General features: G+C 67.2%; 13 protein-coding genes, 2 tRNA genes and 1 pseudogene. 10 read left to right on the forward strand and 6 right to left on the reverse strand.

Annotated elements, in window-relative coordinates; translation table 11 throughout:
* Positions 1-21 precede the first annotated feature (21 nt).
* Positions 22-1,290 carry a glycosyltransferase family 87 protein gene (locus ACIBR0_RS15925; protein WP_396716182.1) on the reverse strand — a complete coding sequence of 423 codons (1,269 nt, stop codon included), beginning with the start codon at positions 1,288-1,290 and terminating at the stop codon, positions 22-24.
* A 67-nt stretch (positions 1,291-1,357) separates the two neighbouring features.
* On the opposite strand from ACIBR0_RS15925, the gene orn reads away from it, so the two are divergent.
* Both orn and ACIBR0_RS15935 read left to right on the forward strand, forming a co-directional pair.
* Positions 1,358-1,954: an oligoribonuclease gene (orn, locus tag ACIBR0_RS15930; RefSeq protein WP_357029152.1), complete on the forward strand. Its 597-nt coding sequence runs from the start codon at positions 1,358-1,360 to the stop codon at positions 1,952-1,954.
* 116 nt (positions 1,955-2,070) lie between these two features.
* A tRNA-His gene (locus ACIBR0_RS15935) sits at positions 2,071-2,143 on the forward strand.
* Between the two features lie 53 nt (positions 2,144-2,196).
* On the opposite strand, the gene ACIBR0_RS15940 is transcribed toward ACIBR0_RS15935, so the two are convergent.
* Positions 2,197-3,477: an Ig-like domain-containing protein gene (locus ACIBR0_RS15940; RefSeq protein ID WP_396716184.1), complete on the reverse strand. Its 1,281-nt coding sequence runs from the start codon at positions 3,475-3,477 to the stop codon at positions 2,197-2,199.
* A 155-nt stretch (positions 3,478-3,632) separates the two neighbouring features.
* Positions 3,633-4,886, reverse strand: coding sequence for an Ig-like domain-containing protein (locus tag ACIBR0_RS15945; RefSeq protein ID WP_396716186.1), 1,254 nt, complete (start codon positions 4,884-4,886; stop codon positions 3,633-3,635).
* A 186-nt stretch (positions 4,887-5,072) separates the two neighbouring features.
* Between ACIBR0_RS15945 and ACIBR0_RS15950 the strand changes: the two genes are divergently transcribed.
* From ACIBR0_RS15950 to ACIBR0_RS15960, 3 genes are all read left to right on the forward strand, one after another.
* Positions 5,073-5,148 (forward strand) — tRNA-Lys (locus ACIBR0_RS15950).
* Positions 5,149-5,462: 314 nt separating this feature from the next.
* Positions 5,463-8,120, forward strand: a complete 2,658-nt coding sequence (locus ACIBR0_RS15955) for a protein kinase (RefSeq protein WP_396716188.1) — start codon at positions 5,463-5,465, stop codon at positions 8,118-8,120.
* A 209-nt stretch (positions 8,121-8,329) separates the two neighbouring features.
* A complete protein-coding gene (locus ACIBR0_RS15960) occupies positions 8,330-8,683 on the forward strand; it encodes a DUF4326 domain-containing protein (protein WP_396716423.1) in 354 nt (117 codons plus the stop codon).
* Here the strand turns inward: ACIBR0_RS15960 and ACIBR0_RS15965 are convergent.
* The gene (locus ACIBR0_RS15965) at positions 8,673-9,563 is read right to left on the reverse strand and encodes a hypothetical protein (protein ID WP_396716425.1); all 891 of its coding nucleotides are present in this window, start codon (positions 9,561-9,563) and stop codon (positions 8,673-8,675) included. The genes ACIBR0_RS15960 and ACIBR0_RS15965 overlap by 11 nt on opposite strands.
* A gap of 523 nt (positions 9,564-10,086) precedes the next feature.
* Between ACIBR0_RS15965 and ACIBR0_RS15970 the strand changes: the two genes are divergently transcribed.
* Positions 10,087-10,854: a DeoR family transcriptional regulator gene (locus ACIBR0_RS15970; protein ID WP_396716190.1), complete on the forward strand. Its 768-nt coding sequence runs from the start codon at positions 10,087-10,089 to the stop codon at positions 10,852-10,854.
* Between the two features lie 174 nt (positions 10,855-11,028).
* Entirely contained in the window at positions 11,029-11,709 is a 681-nt protein-coding gene (locus tag ACIBR0_RS15975) for a YdcF family protein (RefSeq protein WP_396716192.1), read from the forward strand.
* Between the two features lie 6 nt (positions 11,710-11,715).
* Here ACIBR0_RS15975 and ACIBR0_RS15980 read toward each other — a convergent pair whose 3' ends face one another.
* Positions 11,716-12,942, reverse strand: coding sequence for a helix-turn-helix domain-containing protein (locus ACIBR0_RS15980; protein WP_396716194.1), 1,227 nt, complete (start codon positions 12,940-12,942; stop codon positions 11,716-11,718).
* 370 nt (positions 12,943-13,312) lie between these two features.
* On the opposite strand from ACIBR0_RS15980, the gene amcA reads away from it, so the two are divergent.
* From amcA to ACIBR0_RS15995, 3 genes and pseudogenes are all read left to right on the forward strand, one after another.
* Positions 13,313-13,477: a multiple cyclophane-containing RiPP AmcA gene (gene amcA, locus ACIBR0_RS15985; protein ID WP_396716196.1), complete on the forward strand. Its 165-nt coding sequence runs from the start codon at positions 13,313-13,315 to the stop codon at positions 13,475-13,477.
* Positions 13,474-13,821, forward strand: coding sequence for a hypothetical protein (locus ACIBR0_RS15990; protein ID WP_396716198.1), 348 nt, complete (start codon positions 13,474-13,476; stop codon positions 13,819-13,821). The genes amcA and ACIBR0_RS15990 overlap by 4 nt, the downstream gene beginning before the upstream one ends.
* Positions 13,822-13,926: 105 nt before the next feature.
* Positions 13,927-14,421 (forward strand): annotated as a pseudogene (locus ACIBR0_RS15995) (transposase family protein); the annotation flags it as partial.
* A 62-nt stretch (positions 14,422-14,483) separates the two neighbouring features.
* Here ACIBR0_RS15995 and ACIBR0_RS16000 read toward each other — a convergent pair.
* Complete coding sequence (locus ACIBR0_RS16000; RefSeq protein WP_396716200.1) at positions 14,484-18,140, reverse strand: NACHT domain-containing protein; 3,657 nt, start codon at positions 18,138-18,140, stop codon at positions 14,484-14,486.
* Between the last annotated feature and the right edge of the window lie 1,029 nt (positions 18,141-19,169).

Genomic DNA, 19,169 nt, shown 5'->3' on the forward strand with positions numbered 1-19,169 from the left:
CCAGATTAGCGCCATTGCGGGTTAGCCGGGAAGACTGTCCATTTGGTGCAACTTCTCGGTCCGGGTCCGGATCGGAAGGGTCGCCAGCAGCACGAGGCTCAGCAGCACGTACACGTTGCGGAGCAGGAACTCGCCCGGCGAGTCGGTGGGGGCGAGCGCGACGCCCCAGTCGTAGAACGACACCACCCCGTACACGATGATCGCGGAGACGGCGACGGCGGACACCGTGAGCCGGCGGCGGCGGCGCGCGCCGGACGGGGTCGCCGGGTCGGAGTCGAGGGCCGCGTCGGCCAGCACCACCACCGCCGGGATGAACCAGTAGATGTGGTGGGTCCAGGTGATCGGGCTGATGAGCGCACCGACCAGGCCGGTCAGGGTGAGGCCGACGAGTGGGTCACCGGCCCGCGCGGCCCGCGCGGCCCGCCACAGCCCGTACGCGGCGATGGCCGCGACCAGCACCAGCCAGAGCAGCCGGTCGGGCCTCTCCGGTGCCGTGATCCGGCTCAGCAGCCCGAACAGCGACTGGTTGCCGGTGTAGTCGGTGCGGCCCACCCGCTCGGTCGCCCACAGTTCGTGCGTCCAGAACCGCCACGAGTCGCGCGGCGCGACCGCCGCCGCGAGCAGCGTCGCGACGGCCGCCGTGGCGCTGGCCACCGCCGCCGCCCGCCAGCGCCGGCAGGCCAGCAGGTAGACGATGAAGATGCCCGGGAAGAGCTTGAGCGCCGTCGCCAGGCCGATGCCCACACCGGCCCAGCGCCGCGCCTTCGGTACGGCGAAGAGCAGGTCGGCCAGGATCAGCACGACCAGCAGCATGTTGATCTGACCGAAGGTGATCGTCTCGCGGGTGCTCTCCACGGCGAGCACCAGCAGCACCGCCACGGTGAGCGTGAACATTCGGGGCAGGTGGTGCCGGGCGATCACGCCGTCGAGCAGCCAGCGGGTGGTGACCACGACCGCGACCACGGTGAGGATCGAGAAGATCCACGCGGTGGCCGTCACGCTGAACAGGGCGAACGGCCACAGCAGCAGGGCGCTGAATGGTGGGTAGGTGAAGTACAGCTCACCCTGCACCCGGTCCGGCTGGACATAGTCGTAGAGGGGGTTGCCCGCCCGCCACCAGTCCATGGCCGACATGTAGATCTTCAGGTCGAAGAAGTCGTGCTTCAGGTTGGGCAGATACAGCGCCGGCAGCACGGCCGCGAGCGCCAGCACGGTGACGAGTCGACGGACCGTACGGCCGCCGTGGCCGTCGTCGGTGGTGGCGGGTGGTGCGACGGGTTCGGCTGGCACGGGGAAACCCTAGCGGGCGGCCTCCGGGTCGGTGCGCGGCGCGCGGCCGGTGGGCTGCGCGTAGGCTGTGCCGGTGGCTGATCTTCTCGTGTGGATCGACTGTGAGATGACCGGGCTCGACCTCGGGCGGGACAAGCTGATCGAGGTGGCGGCGTTGGTCACCGACCCCGATCTCAACGTGCTCGGTGAGGGCGTCGACGTGGTGATCCACGCCGACGAGGCGGCGCTGGACGCGATGCCGGAGATCGTCCGCACCATGCACGCCAAGTCGGGCCTGACCGAGGAGGTCCGCCGGTCCACGGTCACCCTCGCCGAGGCGGAGGACCTGGTCATGGAGTACGTGACCAGCCACGTCAAGGACCCGCGTACCGCCCCGCTGTGCGGGAACTCGATCGCCACCGACCGGGGATTCATCACCCGGGACATGCCCCGCCTCGACGCCCACCTGCACTACCGCATGATCGACGTGTCGTCGATCAAGGAGCTGTGCCGGCGCTGGTACCCGCGCGTGTACTTCGGCCAGCCGCAGAAGGGCCTCGCGCACCGGGCCCTCGCGGACGTCCGGGAGAGCATCCGGGAGCTGGAGTACTACCGGCGCACCCTCTTCGTACCGCTGCCCGGCCCCGACGTGGAGACCGCCAGGGCGATCGCCGCCGAGCTCTGAGGCCGCCGTCCCGCCCGAAGCCGGGATGGCGGTAACCCGGTGGACGGATCCGCCGGTCGTGGGGTTATGATTTCTCCGCACCCGCCCGGGGGCGATCGACCGGGGCGGACGGCATGGTGGCTGTAGCTCAGTTGGCAGAGCACCGGGTTGTGGTCCCGGTTGTCGTGGGTTCAATTCCCATCAGTCACCCGGTGAACGAAAGGCCCCCTCCGCGTGGAGGGGGCCTTCGTCGTTGTCACCCGTCAGGGCGTCGGGCTGACGTCCGGGTCGGCGCTCGCCGTCGGCTCGGCCGACGCCGGCTCGTACGGCAGGGCGCTGCCCTTGACGTACTCCTCCCAGCTCATGTTCCAGTCGGTCCAGCCGTTGCCGTTCTGCAGCTTCCGCTCGGTGCCCTTGACGGTGATCGGGTCGCCGACGCGGGTGTTCGCGAAGAGCCACGCCCCGTTGGCCATCGAGACGTTCACGCAGCCGTGCGACACGTTGACCCGGCCCTGCTGCCCCTCCGACCACGGCGCGGCGTGGATGAACTCGCCACCCCAGGTCAGCCGCTGCGCGTAGTCGATCTTCGTGCGGTAGCCGTCCACGGGGCCAAGCTCCTCCAACGTGTCGAAGACCGTCTTGCGCAGCTTCTCGATCACCACCATGGTGCCGCTGGACGACGGCGTGGTCTTCTTGCCCAGGCTGACCGGGATCGTCTTGATCACGGAACCGTCCTTCGTGACGGTCATCCGCTTCGTCCTGTTGTCCACCGTCATGACGACCGCCGGACCGACCTTGATGTCGACGGTCAGGTCGGCGCGGCCGTACCAGCCGTCGCCCAGGGGCAGGCCGCCGGCCTGGATCCGGTACACCACGGTGCTGTTCGCCTTCCAGAACTCCTTCGGGCGGTAGCGGATCTCGGTCGGGCTGACCCAGTGCCAGATGCCCTCCTGGGCCGGGGTCGAGGTGACCGTCATCCGGCGTTGCACGTCGTCCCGGTGGTCCTCCGGGATGTCCCGGCTGAACTTGACGATCAGCGGCATGCCGACGCCCACCACCTGGCCGTCGCCGAGGAAGCTGCTCACCCGTACCTGGTTGGCCGGCTTCGCCATCGTGGTGAAGGTGCTCGTGGCCGTGGCGGGCCTGCCGTCGTCGCCGGTCGCCGTCACCGTGGCGGTGTACGTCTCGCCGTACTCCAGCGCGCCGGTCGGCAGCCAGCTGCCGCCGTCCGCCGCCGGCGTGCCCTCGACGGCCGTGCCCGCCGAGTCCTTCAGCTCGACGGTCGTCTCCTGGGCGTCCTTCGTGGTGAAGGTGATGCCCGTGGAGGCGGGGACGTCCTTCGCGTCGGCGGCCGGCTCGACGATGGTCGCGGCGGCCTTCGGCGCGCTCGCCGGCGCGTCGCCGCCGCCCTGCCAGTTGGGTGACGTGCCACCGTCGTCGGAGGTGCAGGCGGCGGTGACGGTGAGTACCGCGGCGAGCAGGCCCGCCGCGAGTGCACGGCGTCGCCCGCGGTGCCGGTTCCGCTGGTCGGAGACAGCTCGCATGATTCCCTCACAGTCGTGGTGCCTGGTTGCCCATGGTGCCTCACAGACGTGCCAGGACAGGTACCCGTTCCGGAAGGTGAACCGAAACACTCCGAGCGAGATGTCCGAATTCTGGCACCTCGCGCGGAGCGTACGGGTCGACAGCCGGCGATCGGTCAGAAGGCGGGGCCGGAACCACCCTCGGGCACCGGCAGAGCGCTGCCCTTGACGAACTCCGCCCAGCTCAGGCTCCAGGCCGTCCACCCGTTACCGGCGGCGAGCTGACGCTCGGTGCCCTCGATGGTGATCGGGTCGCCGACGATGGTCTTCTGGAACAGCCAGCGGGCGTGCGCGGTGGAGACGTTGACGCAGCCGTGCGAGACGTTCTGCCGGCCCTGCACGTGCTCCGACCACGGTGCCGCGTGGATGTACTCGCCGCCCCAGGTGAGCCGCTGGGCGTAGTCGATCTCGGTGACGTAGCGGTTCTCCGGGTCGGGATCGTCCCGGGTGTCGAAGACGGTCGACTCCAGCTTCTCCATCACCACCATCGTGCCGCTGGAGGACGGGGTCTTCTTCTTGCCCAGGCTCACCGGCACGGTCCGGACCACCTGACCGTCCTCCAGGACGGTCATCTTCTTGGTGGCGTTGTCGACCCTCATCTCGAAGGCCCGGCCGATCTTCGCGGTCGCCGTACGGTCGACGTTGCCGTACCGGCCGTTGCTCAGCGGGATGCCGGCCAGGGCGATCCGCACGCTGATCGTCGTGCCGGGCTTCCAGTACTCCCGGGCCCGGTAGTAGGCCTGCGTGCCGTTCTCCACCCAGTGCCAGGCACCCGGCTGCGGCGGGTCGGTCCGCACGAACATCCGCCGCTGGACCGCCGCCCGGTCCTTCTCCGGAATGCCCGGGTGGAACTCGGTCACCACCGGCATGGCCACGCCGTACGTCTTGTCGTCGAAGAGGTAGAGGCCCGAGTTGATCAGTTTGCTGGGCTTCTTCATCGTGGTGAAGGTGCTGGTGCCCTCACTGCTCGTGCCGTCGGCCCGCGTCGCGGTGACGGTGGCGGTGTAGCGGGTGCCGTACTTCAGGGGTGCGGACGGGACCCAGGAGGAGCCGTCGGCGCGCAGCCTGCCCTCCACCGTCCCGCCGTCGGCGGCGGCGAGCGTGACACTCGACACCTTCGCGCCGTCGGGCAGGTCGGCCCCGATCTCCACGCTGGCGGGGCGGTCCTTCGCGCCGTCGGCCGGTGTCACCGCCAGCGGTGGGCCGTTGGGCTCGGCGGGCGCGGCGGACTCGGTCGGTGCGTTCGTGGCCGACGTGCCGCCGCTGACGAACTCCGCTTCCTTCTTCTCGGCGCCGCAGCCGCCCAGTGCCAGCGTCGCCGCCAGTGCCAGGGCGCCCACCATCGCCCCGGACCGCGTGAACCTGCCCATCCCCACCTCTGTTCTCGCGTGCCTGGCGGACATCGTGCCGCATGGCCGCTGTCTCTCAGTGCCCCGTCGCGGTGCGAGCGAGAGTTTTGCCCCTTTTGACTGGTAAGCGGGGCCGAAGGGAGGAGCCGGGGAGTGGATTGGAACCCCCCTCGGAGGGCGTGCTAATCTTCTCCCCGTTGCCGACGAGCGCCGCTAGCTCAACTGGCAGAGCAGCGGACTCTTAATCCGCGGGTTCGGGGTTCGAGTCCCTGGCGGCGCACCAACGATCAAGGCTCTGACCTGGTGGTTCACACTGGGTCGGGGCCTTTTTCGTGTACGTCGGTGGTGGGGGTCGCTCGGTGGGTGCTCGGGAGCCGTTGGACGGGGCTGGCGCCGGTGGGACGCGGTGTCGCGCCACCAGGTAGTGGAACCTCCATACCGCCAACGGGCAGGCGCCCTTCGAAGAACTCGATCAGACGTCGGGGTTCCTTGGAACCCGCCGGCAAGTGTGTAGCGAGTACACCTCGGTGACTGAGCCGGCACGCTGACGCACAGTGGCGTGGAGGACAATCGTCGCGACGCCGAGGGAGGTCGTGAGTGGCGGATGCAGATTCGAGTGAACTGATCGCTGTGTATGGCGCGCTCCTTGATGGCGCAGCGACTGAGCCGGATCGCGTCGACCGGCTGTCTGATCTGGTCGTCGGGGCCCTGAGCCGTTACGAGGTGAAGGCGCGTCGGTCTCGGCCGGGCGTCTTGACCCCGGCCAGAACTGTCGCCGTGCCGCTGCCCTCGATGAACATCTCAGTGGAGATCGCTGGTATTGATGAGCCCTTGACTGTGGCTCATGTCGCCATGGTGGGAGCGCGTGCCACAGCGACGCTGCGACCGGCAGTGCTATCGATGCAAGGCTTCGATCCGGAGTCGGTCGAGGTAAGCGATGATGTGATGCTGCTCGATCGGCACCATCTTGAGGCAATGCTTGGCGGGCTAGTGAACCCGGTAGAGCTGCTGGAAGCTGTCGCCCAACAGGCGATCTTCGACGCTCAGCCCTACTTGTCCCTGACCCGGTTCCTCACAATCCAGCAGCCGGCGCCCTGCCTACAGTTCGCGCCGCCCGATCGTGTACCTCCGCCGTGGGAACTGGTGGACAGGGTCGAGGGCGACGTGCGGGTCCGTCAAGTTCTCGGAGGCCGGCCGGGCTGGCCGGAGATGACGGGCATGGCGGTCATGGATGACCGGAGGTTGCTGCTAACCACTGCGGATGGGTTGATTGAGGTTGATGTAAGGCGTGGTACCGGAACCTGGTTTCTGGCGATGCGAGGGCTACGCGGTGCCCCCCTCGTTCGGGGGGACGGGTCGGTGCTGGTGATCTGCCATGACACCGTCATCGCTTACTGCGACGAAAAGGTTGTCCCGATCGCCGGGGGTCTCCGCGGCGTGGTCGGTCTGTGTGCGGATCGTGAGGGCGATGCGTGGGTGCTGTCGGGGACCGGAGTGGAGTTCGGCGGGGGCTCCGACACACTGTCACTGACGCGCATCGCAGACCAGTTCGGGCGGCAGCAAACGTACGCGGTCGGCTTCAACGCGAGCGTTCATGGCGTGACATGGCTGCATGGCCGTAGCTTCTATCTCGCGGCCGGCGGCAACAGTGGTGTCGTTGATCTCTCCCGCAGCAGCGCCGTGCGGTCTGCTGACCAGGTCAGATCGGAGCAGCCGTACCCCAACCACGTGATCGCGCTCAATGCCTGGACGGTTCTTACCGGATCGGCAAGTGGCAGTGGCGTGGGCGTAACGATTTATCGCACCGACGTTCTCGGCCGGAGTACCGAGCTGCTGGCGCGGTTGAGGCTGAACAAGGTTCAGGGCATGGCAGTGGCCCTAAGCAAGTACGTCTACATCCTCGGCGATGTCCGCGGCAACGATCTTCAGCTGCCTCGACCGGTGATCCTCAAAGCGACGCTTCCACATCGGGCCCAGCCTGCCGAGGTAGGTACGGCGACGCCGCTTCATCAGCTACGGTTGGCGGCAAAAGGGGAGCGGCGCGAGTACGCGCTGGAACCCAAACCAATTGCCGACGGTGGGCAGGCGATTGTCTTCGGCGCTCGGCACCGCGCGAGCGGTGCCCGGGTAGCGTTCAAGAGGCTGAAGATTAAGAATCCGGAGAACGTCGCGCGCATGCGTCGCGAGGTCGAGGCAGGGCAACGTTTCGGCGACAACGCTCACGTCGTACCGGTCCTTGACTTCGACCCAGCCGCCCGTTGGCTCGTAATGCCCCTGGCGTCGGACACTGCGGCCGAGACTCTCGACGAGTTTGAAAGTCCGCTGGGTCTTCTCGAACTCGTCAAGGCGATTTGCGAGGGCCTTCGGCAGCCACACAAGGAAGGCTGGGTTCACCGTGATCTGAAGCCGGCCAACATCTTGAGGATCGACGGAATCTGGGCCGTCGCCGATTGGGGACTGGGCCGACGGCCGCGGGGCCGGACGAGTCAGCCCGGGCGCACCCAGGTCGGCGTGCTCTACGGCACCGAGGGCTTCGCCGCGCCGGAGCTGTCCGACGATGCCCACGAAGCCGGCCCACAAGCCGACATTTACAGCCTCGGACAGCTCATTGGCTGGGCTCGCACGAAGCAGTGGCCGCGAGCCAACCGGCCGCTGGTGCCAGCGGAGACGCCCTGGCATACCGTGGTCGAGGTGATGACCCGCGACGACCCGACCCAGCGACCGGCTACGGTCGACGATGTCCTGGCACTGGTGACCTCTGCCGTGGCAGACACCGGTAACTTGCAGGCGGCTCCAGACTTCGAGCCGTCAGTCCACGGTCCCCTCGTGGTCGCCATAGAGCCGGAGCGCCAGCCTGCAGCACAACAGGTGCTCACACCGGCCCCGGTTCTCGACTCATCAGTCGAGCCGATGGTTGTAAAGGGTTTGCTAGGGCGCGTGGAGTTCGACGGCCACATCGTCACAATCGTCAAGGACGGCTTTGGTCCTCAAATGAAGGGTCATCGCGCCGTAACCATCAATCAGATCGACACGGTCGTTGTCAAACCTGCTACACACTGGAACCACGGCTATATACAAGTCATTGTCGAGGGCCAGTCGCCGGTGCCTGAGCAACGCGGCTTATTCCTCGGCGGCAGGCCGCCTATGGAAGACGCACTGTCGATGTCCTTTCGGTATCGGACCAATGAAGAGATCAGCCGGTTGAAGGAGTCCATTGAGGCGGCCATCGGGCGTGGGCGAACCGTCCAAGGGTGAGCGCGCCAGCTGTGGTGCGAAAAAGCAGCGAAGCTGTGGATATTGTTAGCGGCGCTCAAGGTGCGCGGGCTGGATGATTGGCGGGTACCCGGAAGCCGTTGGACTCGGTTGGCGTGGCCCGGATGCGTCGCCGTTCCATGGACGCCCGCACTCCTCGTCATCCTGCAGGGCCCTTCGCGTTGATCGGGGCGGTCCCTGCCCAGGCGTCGATGCGCTCCCTTCGAGCATCCACGCCGAGTCCGTCGTTGGCGGATTACGCTGGTGGCGTGGGGGGACATCGGCGGGTTCGCGTGCAGGGGGACCTCTATCACCCGGTGGTGCCGCCGGGTGCCGTGTATGTGGGGCGGCAGGGGTTCGGTTTGCGGCGTTCTCCCTGGGCCAATCCGTTCAGCGTTCGGAAGCATGATCGGGCGGAGGCGTTACGCCTCTACAGGCGGTGGCTTGTGGGTCAGCCGGCCCTTGTTGACCGGGCGCGTCGGGAACTCACGGGGAAGCAGTTGGCGTGCTGGTGCCGCGTCGAGGACGCGTGCCATGCCGACGTGCTGGCCGACATCATCGGTTGAGGTTCGATCGGTATCGCGCGGTGGGCCGTCGCGGTGCGTAGACACCGCCGATGCTGAAGGACTGCGGTCTTGCCGCTTGGTTGCCTACGTAGAAGGCGACGTCGCGGTCAGCGGCGCAGAGCTGGGTGAGGAACTTGTTTCTCAGCTGCTCTGCGGCCTCCGCGTCGGTGAGCTGGTCCAAGCGGCGTTGTAGGGCGACGAACTCCCAGTCCCAGAGTGTCTGCTGGTGGCCGCGGCAATGACGGTCTGCGCAGCGGTAGCGGTAGGCGCCGGTGAATCGTGGTGCTTGAAGCGGACTGCGCTTGGCCGGTGCCAGTAGGTCGAGCTGGTTGAGGTAGCCAGCAATCTTCTTGCGGTCCTCCGCCGACCAGCCGGGGTGTCGCTTGACCTGTAGAGCCGAGATGTCGGCCACGCGAATCAGCGCGATCGATCGTGCGCTCGGGTCGTCGCGGGCCTGTTCTTTGAGCCGGCACATGGAGTCTTCGACGAGTGGATCGAGGATGTTTCGACGCGACTGCTGACTGGCGAGGTGCCGCTCGGGGGTGATGGTGTCCACGATCGGCTTCCAGCTCTCGTGCCGCTGGTCCTGTCTGGCTGGCAGCGCCTCAACACGGATGATGTCGTACTTGTGGAACTTGCCGTCGTCGTCAAGGTCTCGATAGTGGACCGGGTAGAGGCGAATCCATCCCGTCCAGGGTGGGTCGATGCCCAGTGCCCCGACGCAGACCGTCTCTCCGTACCGGGCGGAGGGGTTGGGTGCCGCTTTCACTGTGATCAGGAGGCGGAGTTTCGCCGGTCGTGCCAGGACTGGTTTCGGTCTCGGCTCTTCGTCGGTGCTCGGTCCCCACAACGGAAGCTGTTCCAACGGAACCACCCACATCGCTAAATGCAGCTGATCAGACACATTCAGTTACATAGACAGTCTCACATCTAGGGGATCTGGCGCTAGCCGGCCGGGGCGAGGGGCAGCTGCTTAGCTGAACGCCGGCGCGGAGGGCTCACCTGGATTCGTCACTTTCAGTAACCACTGTCTCAGTGTGTGGCGCTTCATCGCCGAGCCGGGAAGGCGCGTGTCAGTCGTTTCTGGCGATCGGTACCGCGGTGCGGTGCTTCCCTTGGAGATCAACTTTGGGTGGCCCGGTTTGACCGCTTCATTTCCTTCGTCCTCGGCTCTTCGACTGATTCACTGAACAGTGATCTCCAAAATCGGCCCCAAAACCACGGTTTGGGTATGTGGGTGCTCGCACGGCCCGCCGACGCCTGGCCCAACGGCTTACGGCGGGCGCTGTCTCCGGTCACGGGGTCCCCGGCTTCCGATCTCCCGGTCAGAGCATCGACCACTCTCTGTGCAGCTGTGGGAAACAGGATGTCGGGCCGCCGGGGCTCGGAGGGATCATCAGGAAATGGGTGACCAGGATGCCGCGCGGCGGTTGTCCCCGCGGCGGTGGCGGATCCTGTCGTACCTGGCACAGCATGGTTCTGCGTCGACGCTGGACGTGGCGCTTGTTTGTGCGGTGTCGCGGCTGACCGCTCACCGGGACTTGGTGGGGCTGCACGAGGCGGGACTGGTGCGCCGCGAGCGTTCGCCGGAGGACCGGACCCATACCTGGTGGTACGAGGTCAAGGCGAAAGGGACGGAGGTGCTCCGGCGTGCTTTGACGGCGTCGGGGCGGCCGGTGCCGTTGCGGTTGAGTCAGCGGTCCTCCGGTCGGGCGGATGCCCTGCTGTTTCTGCCGTTGATCGAGGTGTCACGGCGCAACCCGGGGCGGTGCGAGTTGTTCCAGTGGCTGGCGATGATGGAGACGTCGTCGTGGTTGCGCCAGTACGACCTGGCGCAGTTGCGGGCCGACGGCTACGGCATATGGCTGCAGGACGGGCGGTGCCTGCGGTTCCTGGTACACGTCGACCGTGGCCCGGTCGGCGACGTTGTCGCCGAGCATGAGCGGCCGGCGTCAGGGCTGGGTGGACTGTGGCCGGCTACCGCGTGCGGGCCGGCTGGTGCCGGCCGGGGCGGTCCTTCTAATCGCTCAGGACGCCGACCGAGAGGAACGGTTGCGGACCGACCTGCTCCGGGAGCCACTGCGGAATGCTGTCGCCACGACCACGCAGCAGTTGTTGTATCGCCACTGGCCAGACGATCAGGTATGGCAGGTGCCGGGCGAGAGTGGTAGGCGCCGCCTCATCGAGGCCGGATCCTGACCTCACCACGTCACGATGCCTCTACCACCGCCAACCTCCTGATCGTGACGAGGGCAGCGGCGTGGTGCTGGAGTCAGCGGCGTCGTGCTGCCCTGCTACCCCTACGCTGGCGATATGAGGAAGTTCAGCGCGGACCGGACTGGTAGGTGCTGATGAACCGGCATGCGGCGGCACATGCCGAGGCGATCCCTGACGCGATCCGGGCGGAGGTGGAGACGCTCTGGCGCTACCACGACATGCGTCACGAGTTGCTCCCGTGCGACGTGGGGATCGGGTTGGGCAGTCATGACCTCGGCGTGGCTGTCATCGCAACGCGCTTGTTTCACGAGGGCCTGTTCCCAAGGATCGTGTTCACCGGCGCGAACGCCCCGACGACCGTCGAGCGGTTCCCCCGTGGAGAAGCAGTGCACTACCGCGAGTACGCCCTCGAGCAGGGCGTACCCGCGGAAGCGGTTCTCGTGGAGCCGCGTGCCACGAACACCGCCCAGAACCTGGAGTACTCGCGTCAGCTCCTGACCGAACACCGGATCCCGGTGAAGTCGGTGCTGATCATGTCGCGGCCCTACCAACAGCGTCGGGCCTACGCCACGTGCAGGCTGATGTGGCCGGAGGTCGATGTGGTGTGCGCGTCGAACCCACTCGAACTGGACGACTACGTGAGCAGCATCGGCGACCCGCGGCGGGTGGTGGACATGCTGGTCGGCGACACGCAGCGGATCGAGGTGTACGCCGAGCGCGGGTTCGCGATCCCGCAGGAGATGCCGGACGAGGTACGGGCGGCCTTCGAGCGCCTGGTGGCGGCTGGCTACACGAGCCGGCTGATCTGAGCCCAGCTACCAGCGCGGCCCTCCCGACCGGACGCCCATCCGGTCGCTGAGTTCGACGGCCAGTCGGGGTGGCCGGGGGCGGGTGAGGATGTCCCGGACGAGGTCGCGGGAGAGCCGGTGGTAGCGCACCTGGTTGGGGCCGATGACCTCGGCGTCCAGAAGCGCCGCGAGCGCGTCGTCGATGCGGTTCCATCGGGCGAGGGCTCGGGCGGTTTCGATGGCGTGCCGAACCTGCCGCTCGATGGGCACGGTGCTGGTGTCGAGTGGGGCGCCGATGGCGATGGCGCGTTGCACGTCGCCGAGTTCCATCGCCACGGTCGTCTTGTGGATCGACACGTTGGTCGGCCCGAACGCGGTCCACACGTGGTTGCCATCGGCACCGAGCCGCTGCGCGGCGGCATCGGCCTCGGCGATGTGGGTGTCGGCCGAGGCGCGGTCGTCGTCTCGGGCGGCGGCCAGCGCGCAGACGAGGTGCAGGCTCCCGTAGACCGACAGCAGCTGCGGAGTCGGCTTGAGGAGCCGTGGTTCCAGGAACTGCGCCGCCGTGGCGGCGAGGCCGCGGGCTTGGGCGTACTCGCCGATGGACGCCAGCGAGTGCGCGGCGGAGCGGCTGAGTGAGCCGATGACCACGTGATCGTGGCTGGCGTTGGCGGCGGCCAGCCCCCGGCTGGCGGCGGTCCACGCGAGGTCACCTTCGCCCAGCTTGGTAAGGAACAATGCGGCGAGCTGGTGGGCGTAGGCGGTCATCGCATGCGCGCGCTGGCCGTCGTCTCCGTCGTACGCCTCGGTGGCGGTGAGGCAGTCGTGGATGAGGTAGGGCAGCCGGCGGGCGAGGGTTCCGTACCGCGAGTGCTGGTAGGCGGTCCAGATCTCGGCGACGTCGTTCTCGATCTCGCGCAGAGCGGGGGCCTCGACGTCCCCCGTGCTGGCCAGCGCCGGCGCGAGGTGACGATAGTCGTGAAGCGCGGCCCGCAAGGCCGGGATCGTCTCGCGCCCTGAGTCGTCCGACCACTCGAACAGGCTCGGTGCACCGATCAGGTCGCCGAGGGACACGTCGAGGGCCTTGGCGATCGCGCGTATGACCGACAGCCGGTCCAGGTCGGCCCGGTTCGTCTCGACCTTGCGTAACCACTCCTGCGTCTTGCCGACCAGACCGGCCAGCACCTCCTGGGAGAGCCCTCGCCGACGCCGGTAGAAGGCGACGCGCTGGCCGATCGTCATGTCGTCCGTCATCCCTCGCACACCATCACCCTGCCCGCTGAAGCCCGCCGGACCCGGTACGGATTTTCCCGGTCCTCCGTATGGACCGCCCCTACGTTCAGTTCACCCCGGATCACCGGCGCGTGTCGATGCCGGTGTCGGGATCACTGACAGGGAGCTGCAGATGGAGGGATCGATGAGCGGCGCACCACACCACGGCTTGGGTCGCTGGCTCGGCCCGTCCGGGAGCGAACTGTCTCGGCGCCTTCCCCGCCTGCGTACCGCCATGAGGGCTGCGCGGGTGGGTGATCGGCGGTCTGCTCCCAGCCGCCGTGATGCGGCGGCGGGCTCGCCATTCCCCCCGGCGAGCCCGCCGCTCATCGTCCCTGGTGGGGGTGGCGGCATGACGGTGTACGTCTCGCGTAACGCCATGGCTGGCCAGTCCCGGCGCCCCGAGTCTGGGGGGACGGATTCGCCGGGGCAGGTGTGGCCGGCTGATCCGCCGCTGCTTACCTTCGTGTGGCGTCGGCTGTTCGAGCAGCAGGCCCGCGAGGGCGGTCGCCGGTGACTGACCAGCAGCGTCGTCTTTCGGTGAACCGGCTCGCGCCAGCCGAGGTGGAACATCTGCCGATGCGCCCGCTGTGGCTGTGCCGCCGATGCGGGCAGCCGTGGCCCTGCGGCGCAGCGAAGCTCGCGCTCCTGGCCGAGTACCGCGAAGTGCCGGTGAGCCTGTTCCTCTACCTGGCCGGCTGCCTGCACGACGCGATCGACGACCTGCACCGGCTCAACCCGAGCGTCACGGGCAGCGCCGCCGACATGTTCGACCGGTTCCTCGGCTGGCCCGCCCGCCACACCCACGCCTACCGGATCAGTACCACCACGGCCGGCAGCATCGAGGAGGCCACCTCGTGAACGGCATCGGCCTCATCAATGCCACCGGCCAGCCGGCGATCGCTGGCAGCTTTCACACCCTGGTCGTGCAGCCGACGAGCTTCTGCAACCTCGACTGCACCTACTGCGCCGGTGCGCAAGCGACCGGTCGAGCAGATCGCGATCGTCGACGGCACCCTGATCCCCACCCGCGATCACCGCCTGGCCGTCAGGAGCAAGAACTATCGGTACTCGACCAACCTGCAGGTCGCCATCGACGCCAGCACCCGCCTGGTCATCGCCATCGGCGACCCGCAGCCCGACAACCGCAACGACACCATCGTCTACCGCACCTCCGGCATCGCCGAGAAGCTGCACGGCAGGCCGGTGATGGCCGACGGCGGCTACCGCGGCAACCCCGAAGTGATCATGCCGTACCGCAAGCCCAACGATGGCAGCGACCTTGCGGACTGGAAGCAAGCCCTCAACGTCGAACACCGCACCGTCCGAGCAGGGGTCGAACACGCCCTGGCCAGGATGAAATGCTTCAAGATCCTGCGCGACTACCGCCGCGCCGCCCACACATTGGCCGACGCCGCTTCCGGCATCGCCAACCTCCACAACATCATCCTCGCCGGCTGACCACCGAGCCCACGCCCGGCAACGCCTTCACCCAGTTACGAGACGTCCCTTAGAAAGCATTACTATTCGACGATCGCACCGTTGCGGGCGAGGTGGTCGCGGACTGCCTGCTGCAGGCCGGTGGCTTCCCGGAAGATCGCACCACGGACCTTGGTGCTCAGGTTCGCCGTGGCGACCTCAGCGCAGGTAGCCAGGTCATAGGCACTGAGGCCGCCATAGGCGTCGGCGACAACCAGAAGGCCCCGGTCGGTGAAGGTGAAGCTCGTGGCATGGCGGTTGGGGTTGATCTCCAGGATCGGCCGAGCAGGCTCGTCGACGCGGAACACGCGAATGCCGCCGGCGAACGGGACGGCGGCGAGGCTGCCGTCCCGGCTCAGCTTGAACGCGCGCGGGCTGCGAGCCGGGTAGTCGAGGCTCCGGTTGAAGGGTTTCGCCGACGGGTCCAAGAAGTCGATCAGGCGCACGCTGCTTGTGTCGACGTCGAGCAGCATCAGGCGCAGACCGTCGTCGCTGACTGATATCACGCCGACGCCACTCTCACCATAGAGCTGAATGTTGTCCGCGTCGACCTCAGGGACCCGCAGGGTCCGGTGCGGTTCGTAGCGAAGGTCTCCGCCTGCGCCGATGAGCAGCTCGAAGACTTCGACCTCGGATGTCGGAAGGGTCTCGTTGTGGTCGACGCTCAGCACGTTGAGGCCGAACACCCGGCCGACCCCATTCGCCTCGAAGGTCACATTGGCCGGTTCAAGGAGGATCTCGGCGATCAACACGTCAGCGGCGATGTCGCGCAGAGTAAGCAACTCGCCGTTCTCGTGCTGGTGCAACTCCAGCAGGTAGTGCTTCTCGCCGATCTGCCACGCGTCGCCGGTGACCCCGCGGATCGGACGGGGTGAGACCGTGCCGGTCGCCGGATCGTGTAGCACGCTGGCGAGCCGCGACGCCGTCGTGTCGTCCCGGTAGACGACAAGCGTCTTGCCGTCGTCGAACATCACGCCGCCGTCCACCTTGTCCGGCGCTTTGAAGATCAGCTCGGGATCGCCGGACAGCGTCCACAGGTAGACCCGGTTGTCCCGGGTAAAGCAGACAACCGGCAGGTCGCCGCGGCTGCCGAGGGAATTCACGGCGCCGCGCGCGAAGCCGAGGTAGTCGGCAGTGGCAAGACGGGCGCCGGTCAGATCTGCGCCAGCCAGGTCCACGTCCTCTAGGTCGGCGTACTCGAACCTGGCTCCGCGCAGCGAGCAGCCGGCCAGGCTCATCCCCGCGTCAAACCGATCCAGCCGCGCCGACCGCAGGTCGACGCCGTCGAGCTGTCGATCGCGCAGCGTGTTCGGGTCGATCCGAGCAATGATTTCGATGAGGTTCGCGCCCAGCAGGCTCTCGTTGTTGTCGGACAGTTCCGCAGTGCACCGCAGGTACTCGACAAGCGACTCGATCGGGTTCGCGGTCAGCATCGGGCTCATCAGGTCGAAGACGGCGGGAGTGTCGACACTGACAGCGGAGTCGGCGAGCTGCTGGAGGTCCTCCGGGCGCCATCCGATCGCGGCGGCGCGCTCGTCAGCCGGGATGGACGGCAGCTCTGACCACGTGAACCTCGGCTCGCACGTAGGCCGTACCGACCCGATCAGGGTCATGAAGTCCTCGTTCATCACGCCGAGCTTGGCCGCCATCCGATATGCGGCGAAGAACTCGAGCAGCGAGCGATGGGCCGGGGAGTAGTCGCCCTCCGAGTTCCGGACCAGCATGGTCTGCCCGAGCATGTCGTAGTGCCAGTGGTCCAGGTCGCGCTGTTCCTGGACAGCGGGACCAAAGCACGCGCGGATGTGGTCGGGAATCGCACGGTAGTTGATGCTGAGGATCGACTCCTTGAGCATGTACGCGGACAGCTCGCACAGAAAGTAGACCTTGTCGGCCAGCGACGTGAACGTACGTTCGGCCCGAATGTCAGCATCAATCTTGTGCTGCACCGCGTACAGGTAGACGCGGGAGATGTCCACCTTCGCACCGCCCTCGATGGCCGGCAGCGCGGAGAGCACGAGGTCAGCCATGACCGGGCGCCGTATGAGGTCGACCAGGTCCTGATTCTGCAGGATGACGTCCTTCGCAGGACCGCTTGTCAGCTTGTCGAGCAGCTCATCCACCTGGTCGTCGTCGAATGGCTCAAGCTCGACCACCTCAAACTGCGGCGGCTCGCCGGTCAGGGCCTGCGTCGAGGCGGCCAGCCGGGCGCTGAGCACATCGCGGCCCTCGCGCGCCTCGGGGAAGTGCTCGGTGCGGCAGGTAAGCAGCACCTTCGAACCGGGAACGACAGCCCGGGCCAGCTCCCAAAAGTTGTTGATCATCGCCTGGCGGTCGACCCGGGCGGCCATCTCGTCGAAGCCATCGAAGATCAGCAGCAGTCGACCCATCCGGTTCAACGCCTCGAAGACGCCGTAGCCGCCGGGCAGGATCTCGTGCTTGCGGAAGAAGAACTCGCTGAACAGCGACTCAAGGCTGACCGCCTTGGCGTAGTCGCGCAGCGGGATCACCAGCGGCAGGCGGGGCCGTTTGCGGCCGGAGGCCTTGGCCGCCCGCCACTCCTGGGCGATGGTCCAGGCGAAGTGGAGGCTGAACCAGCTCTTGCCCATGCCGAACTCGCCGAGGATTGACAGGTGTTCCTTGGTGTCGTCGTCCAACCAAGAGCGCACATAGTCGCCCAGCCCGCCCTCGCGCCACGAGTAGACGCTTCGCGCGGCGATCCGGCCGCTGCCGCTGCCGCGGTCGGGCTCGTCCTTCACGCAGGACGGCGGCACGAACCGCTCGTCGATCTCGCGGTCGCGGACCTCGCGCTCGAGCCATTTCAGGTACGGCTCGAAGTCGGCGCTCTCGTCGATCAGCTCGTCGAGCGTGTAGCAGTAGACCTGTTCGAGCTGCTCGTCGACAGCGCGGGCGGCCTTGCTGATCCGCTGAGGCACGACCACCCAGCCCTCGGATGCGTGGTGGGCCGTCACCAGCTTAGCGGCGCGGGTGACGTCCGGGGCGCTGAGCTCGCCAGTCTTGCCGAGGACGACCGCGGTGTCGTACCCGCGGCGGGCCGGCACCCGCACCAGCCAGACGAACTCGGCCGGGCCGGACTCGACTTCCCGCAGAATGCGGTATTCCACAGCGGCGAACCACTCGCGCAACTCGTTGGCCAGGTGCCGGATCGAGGTGATGGCCCCGCCCTCCTGCCGCAGGATCTCCTCGCGGGTGCCCATCCGGTCAATTCGCCTGATCAGCCCGGCGAGGGTCTCCTGGATGTCGTTGACGCCGAGCTCCATCCTGGTCTCGGCGGCGGTGCGGGTGCGGTCGACAAGGCGGTTGAAGACTATCGAGAAGCCGGTGACCTCACGGGCCAAGTTGTAGTCAAGACGACCGAGCGCGCCGGTCTCCTCATTCCACTGGAGGATCTCGGCGACCTCGCGGTCGAGGTGAGCTGGGTCGCCAGTCACGAAGGACCGCTCGAACGCCTCGCGCACGTACTGGTTCTGAAACAGCCGGAGCACAGGTTCCGGCTTGCCGTAGCAGTACTCGACCACCGTGTAGGTGTAGATGCCCGCGAAGTCGGGCGGTGGCGCATCCGGCGCCATGCCCAGCTTGTGCAGGACCGCAACCACGCCCTCCTGGCGTTTCAGCTTGTCGGTTGCAGGCTTGGCGATGGCGCTCAGGACCCGTAACGCCGTGGATAGCTCCGCTCCAGACATGACTGCCTTGTATCACATCGCCCCGCCAGGCGTAGCCGAGGAGCGCTCTACGGGCAAAATTCTGCCGGTGATGCCCGAACGTGGGTCGGTCAGCTGGTTCTTGATAGCCGTCGTGGCAGATCATGTCTCCAGCCGTGCGCCGGACGAAGACCGCCGCGTCCTCGATCCATAGCTGTTCGCCGACGTGCAGAGTAGGGAGCGCCCCTTGAACCTCGTCATGCGTGACGCTGCCCTTCGAGTCGACGGACGGGCTGATCAGTGGATGCTCACCGGGTGCTCCGTCGCCAGGGACAGGTCCGCAACGGGTGGGCTGAGTGGGACGCAGTCTCAAGAAAGCAGCGCCATGAACGCGAACAGATGGACTCCAGCGACCGACATGGACCAAGCAACATGACCAAGGCCAATCTCTTAATCCGCGGGTTCGGGGTTCGAGTCCCTGGCGGCGCACCAGCAGTAACACCCTCAGGGCCGGTCATGATGACCGGCCCTGACCCCTTTTGGTGACCCCTACGTCAGGCATCGAACAGATAACCGAGCTTGTCTGTGGTCGACCGCTGAGCTTGGCGGGTCACCTCAACGTAGATCAGCTTTGTGATGGTCGGGGAGCTGTGCCCCAGCACGTCCTCCCAACGCAAGCCAACGCTTCATCACGGCGGAGGCCGAGAGCCAGCGCCACCGCGTAGAGGGCGTACAGCCGATCCGACCGCGCGACTTTCAGCAACAGCTTGGCTTCCTCACCTGTTAGTGGCGAGAACCGCAGCCGGTACCGTGCGCAAGGCGTAGGTTCCGCGCCGGGTTTTCTGAGATCAGCCCGCCGATCACTGCGTCTTGCAGCGCCAAGGCGGTGGACCCCGCCGGACAACCCCGTACGTCGGCGAAACCGCTGGGCAGCGCCGGGCGAGGCTGACGGCCCGTTGTCGGCTCCTGAGAGTGTGGGGCGCACACCGGGGGGCACAAGACACTGGTGGTCCGTCAGGACAGCTCCGCTCCTCAACAGGGCAGGTCGAGGGCAGCCCGGGGTGGGTGCGG

Source organism: Micromonospora sp. NPDC049497, from assembly GCF_044465805.1.
GTDB lineage: Bacteria > Actinomycetota > Actinomycetes > Mycobacteriales > Micromonosporaceae > Micromonospora.

Coding starts and splice junctions, on each gene's coding strand:
- ACIBR0_RS15940 (WP_396716184.1), bottom strand. CDS start 3,477: ATGCGAGCTGTCTCCGACCAGCGGAACCGGCACCGCGGGCGACGCCGT.
- ACIBR0_RS15945 (WP_396716186.1), bottom strand. CDS start 4,886: ATGGGCAGGTTCACGCGGTCCGGGGCGATGGTGGGCGCCCTGGCACTG.
- ACIBR0_RS15960 (WP_396716423.1), top strand. CDS start 8,330: ATGCGCTCCCTTCGAGCATCCACGCCGAGTCCGTCGTTGGCGGATTAC.
- ACIBR0_RS15965 (WP_396716425.1), bottom strand. CDS start 9,563: ATGTGGGTGGTTCCGTTGGAACAGCTTCCGTTGTGGGGACCGAGCACC.
- ACIBR0_RS15970 (WP_396716190.1), top strand. CDS start 10,087: ATGGGTGACCAGGATGCCGCGCGGCGGTTGTCCCCGCGGCGGTGGCGG.
- ACIBR0_RS15980 (WP_396716194.1), bottom strand. CDS start 12,942: ATGACGGACGACATGACGATCGGCCAGCGCGTCGCCTTCTACCGGCGT.
- amcA (WP_396716196.1), top strand. CDS start 13,313: ATGACGGTGTACGTCTCGCGTAACGCCATGGCTGGCCAGTCCCGGCGC.
- ACIBR0_RS16000 (WP_396716200.1), bottom strand. CDS start 18,140: ATGTCTGGAGCGGAGCTATCCACGGCGTTACGGGTCCTGAGCGCCATC.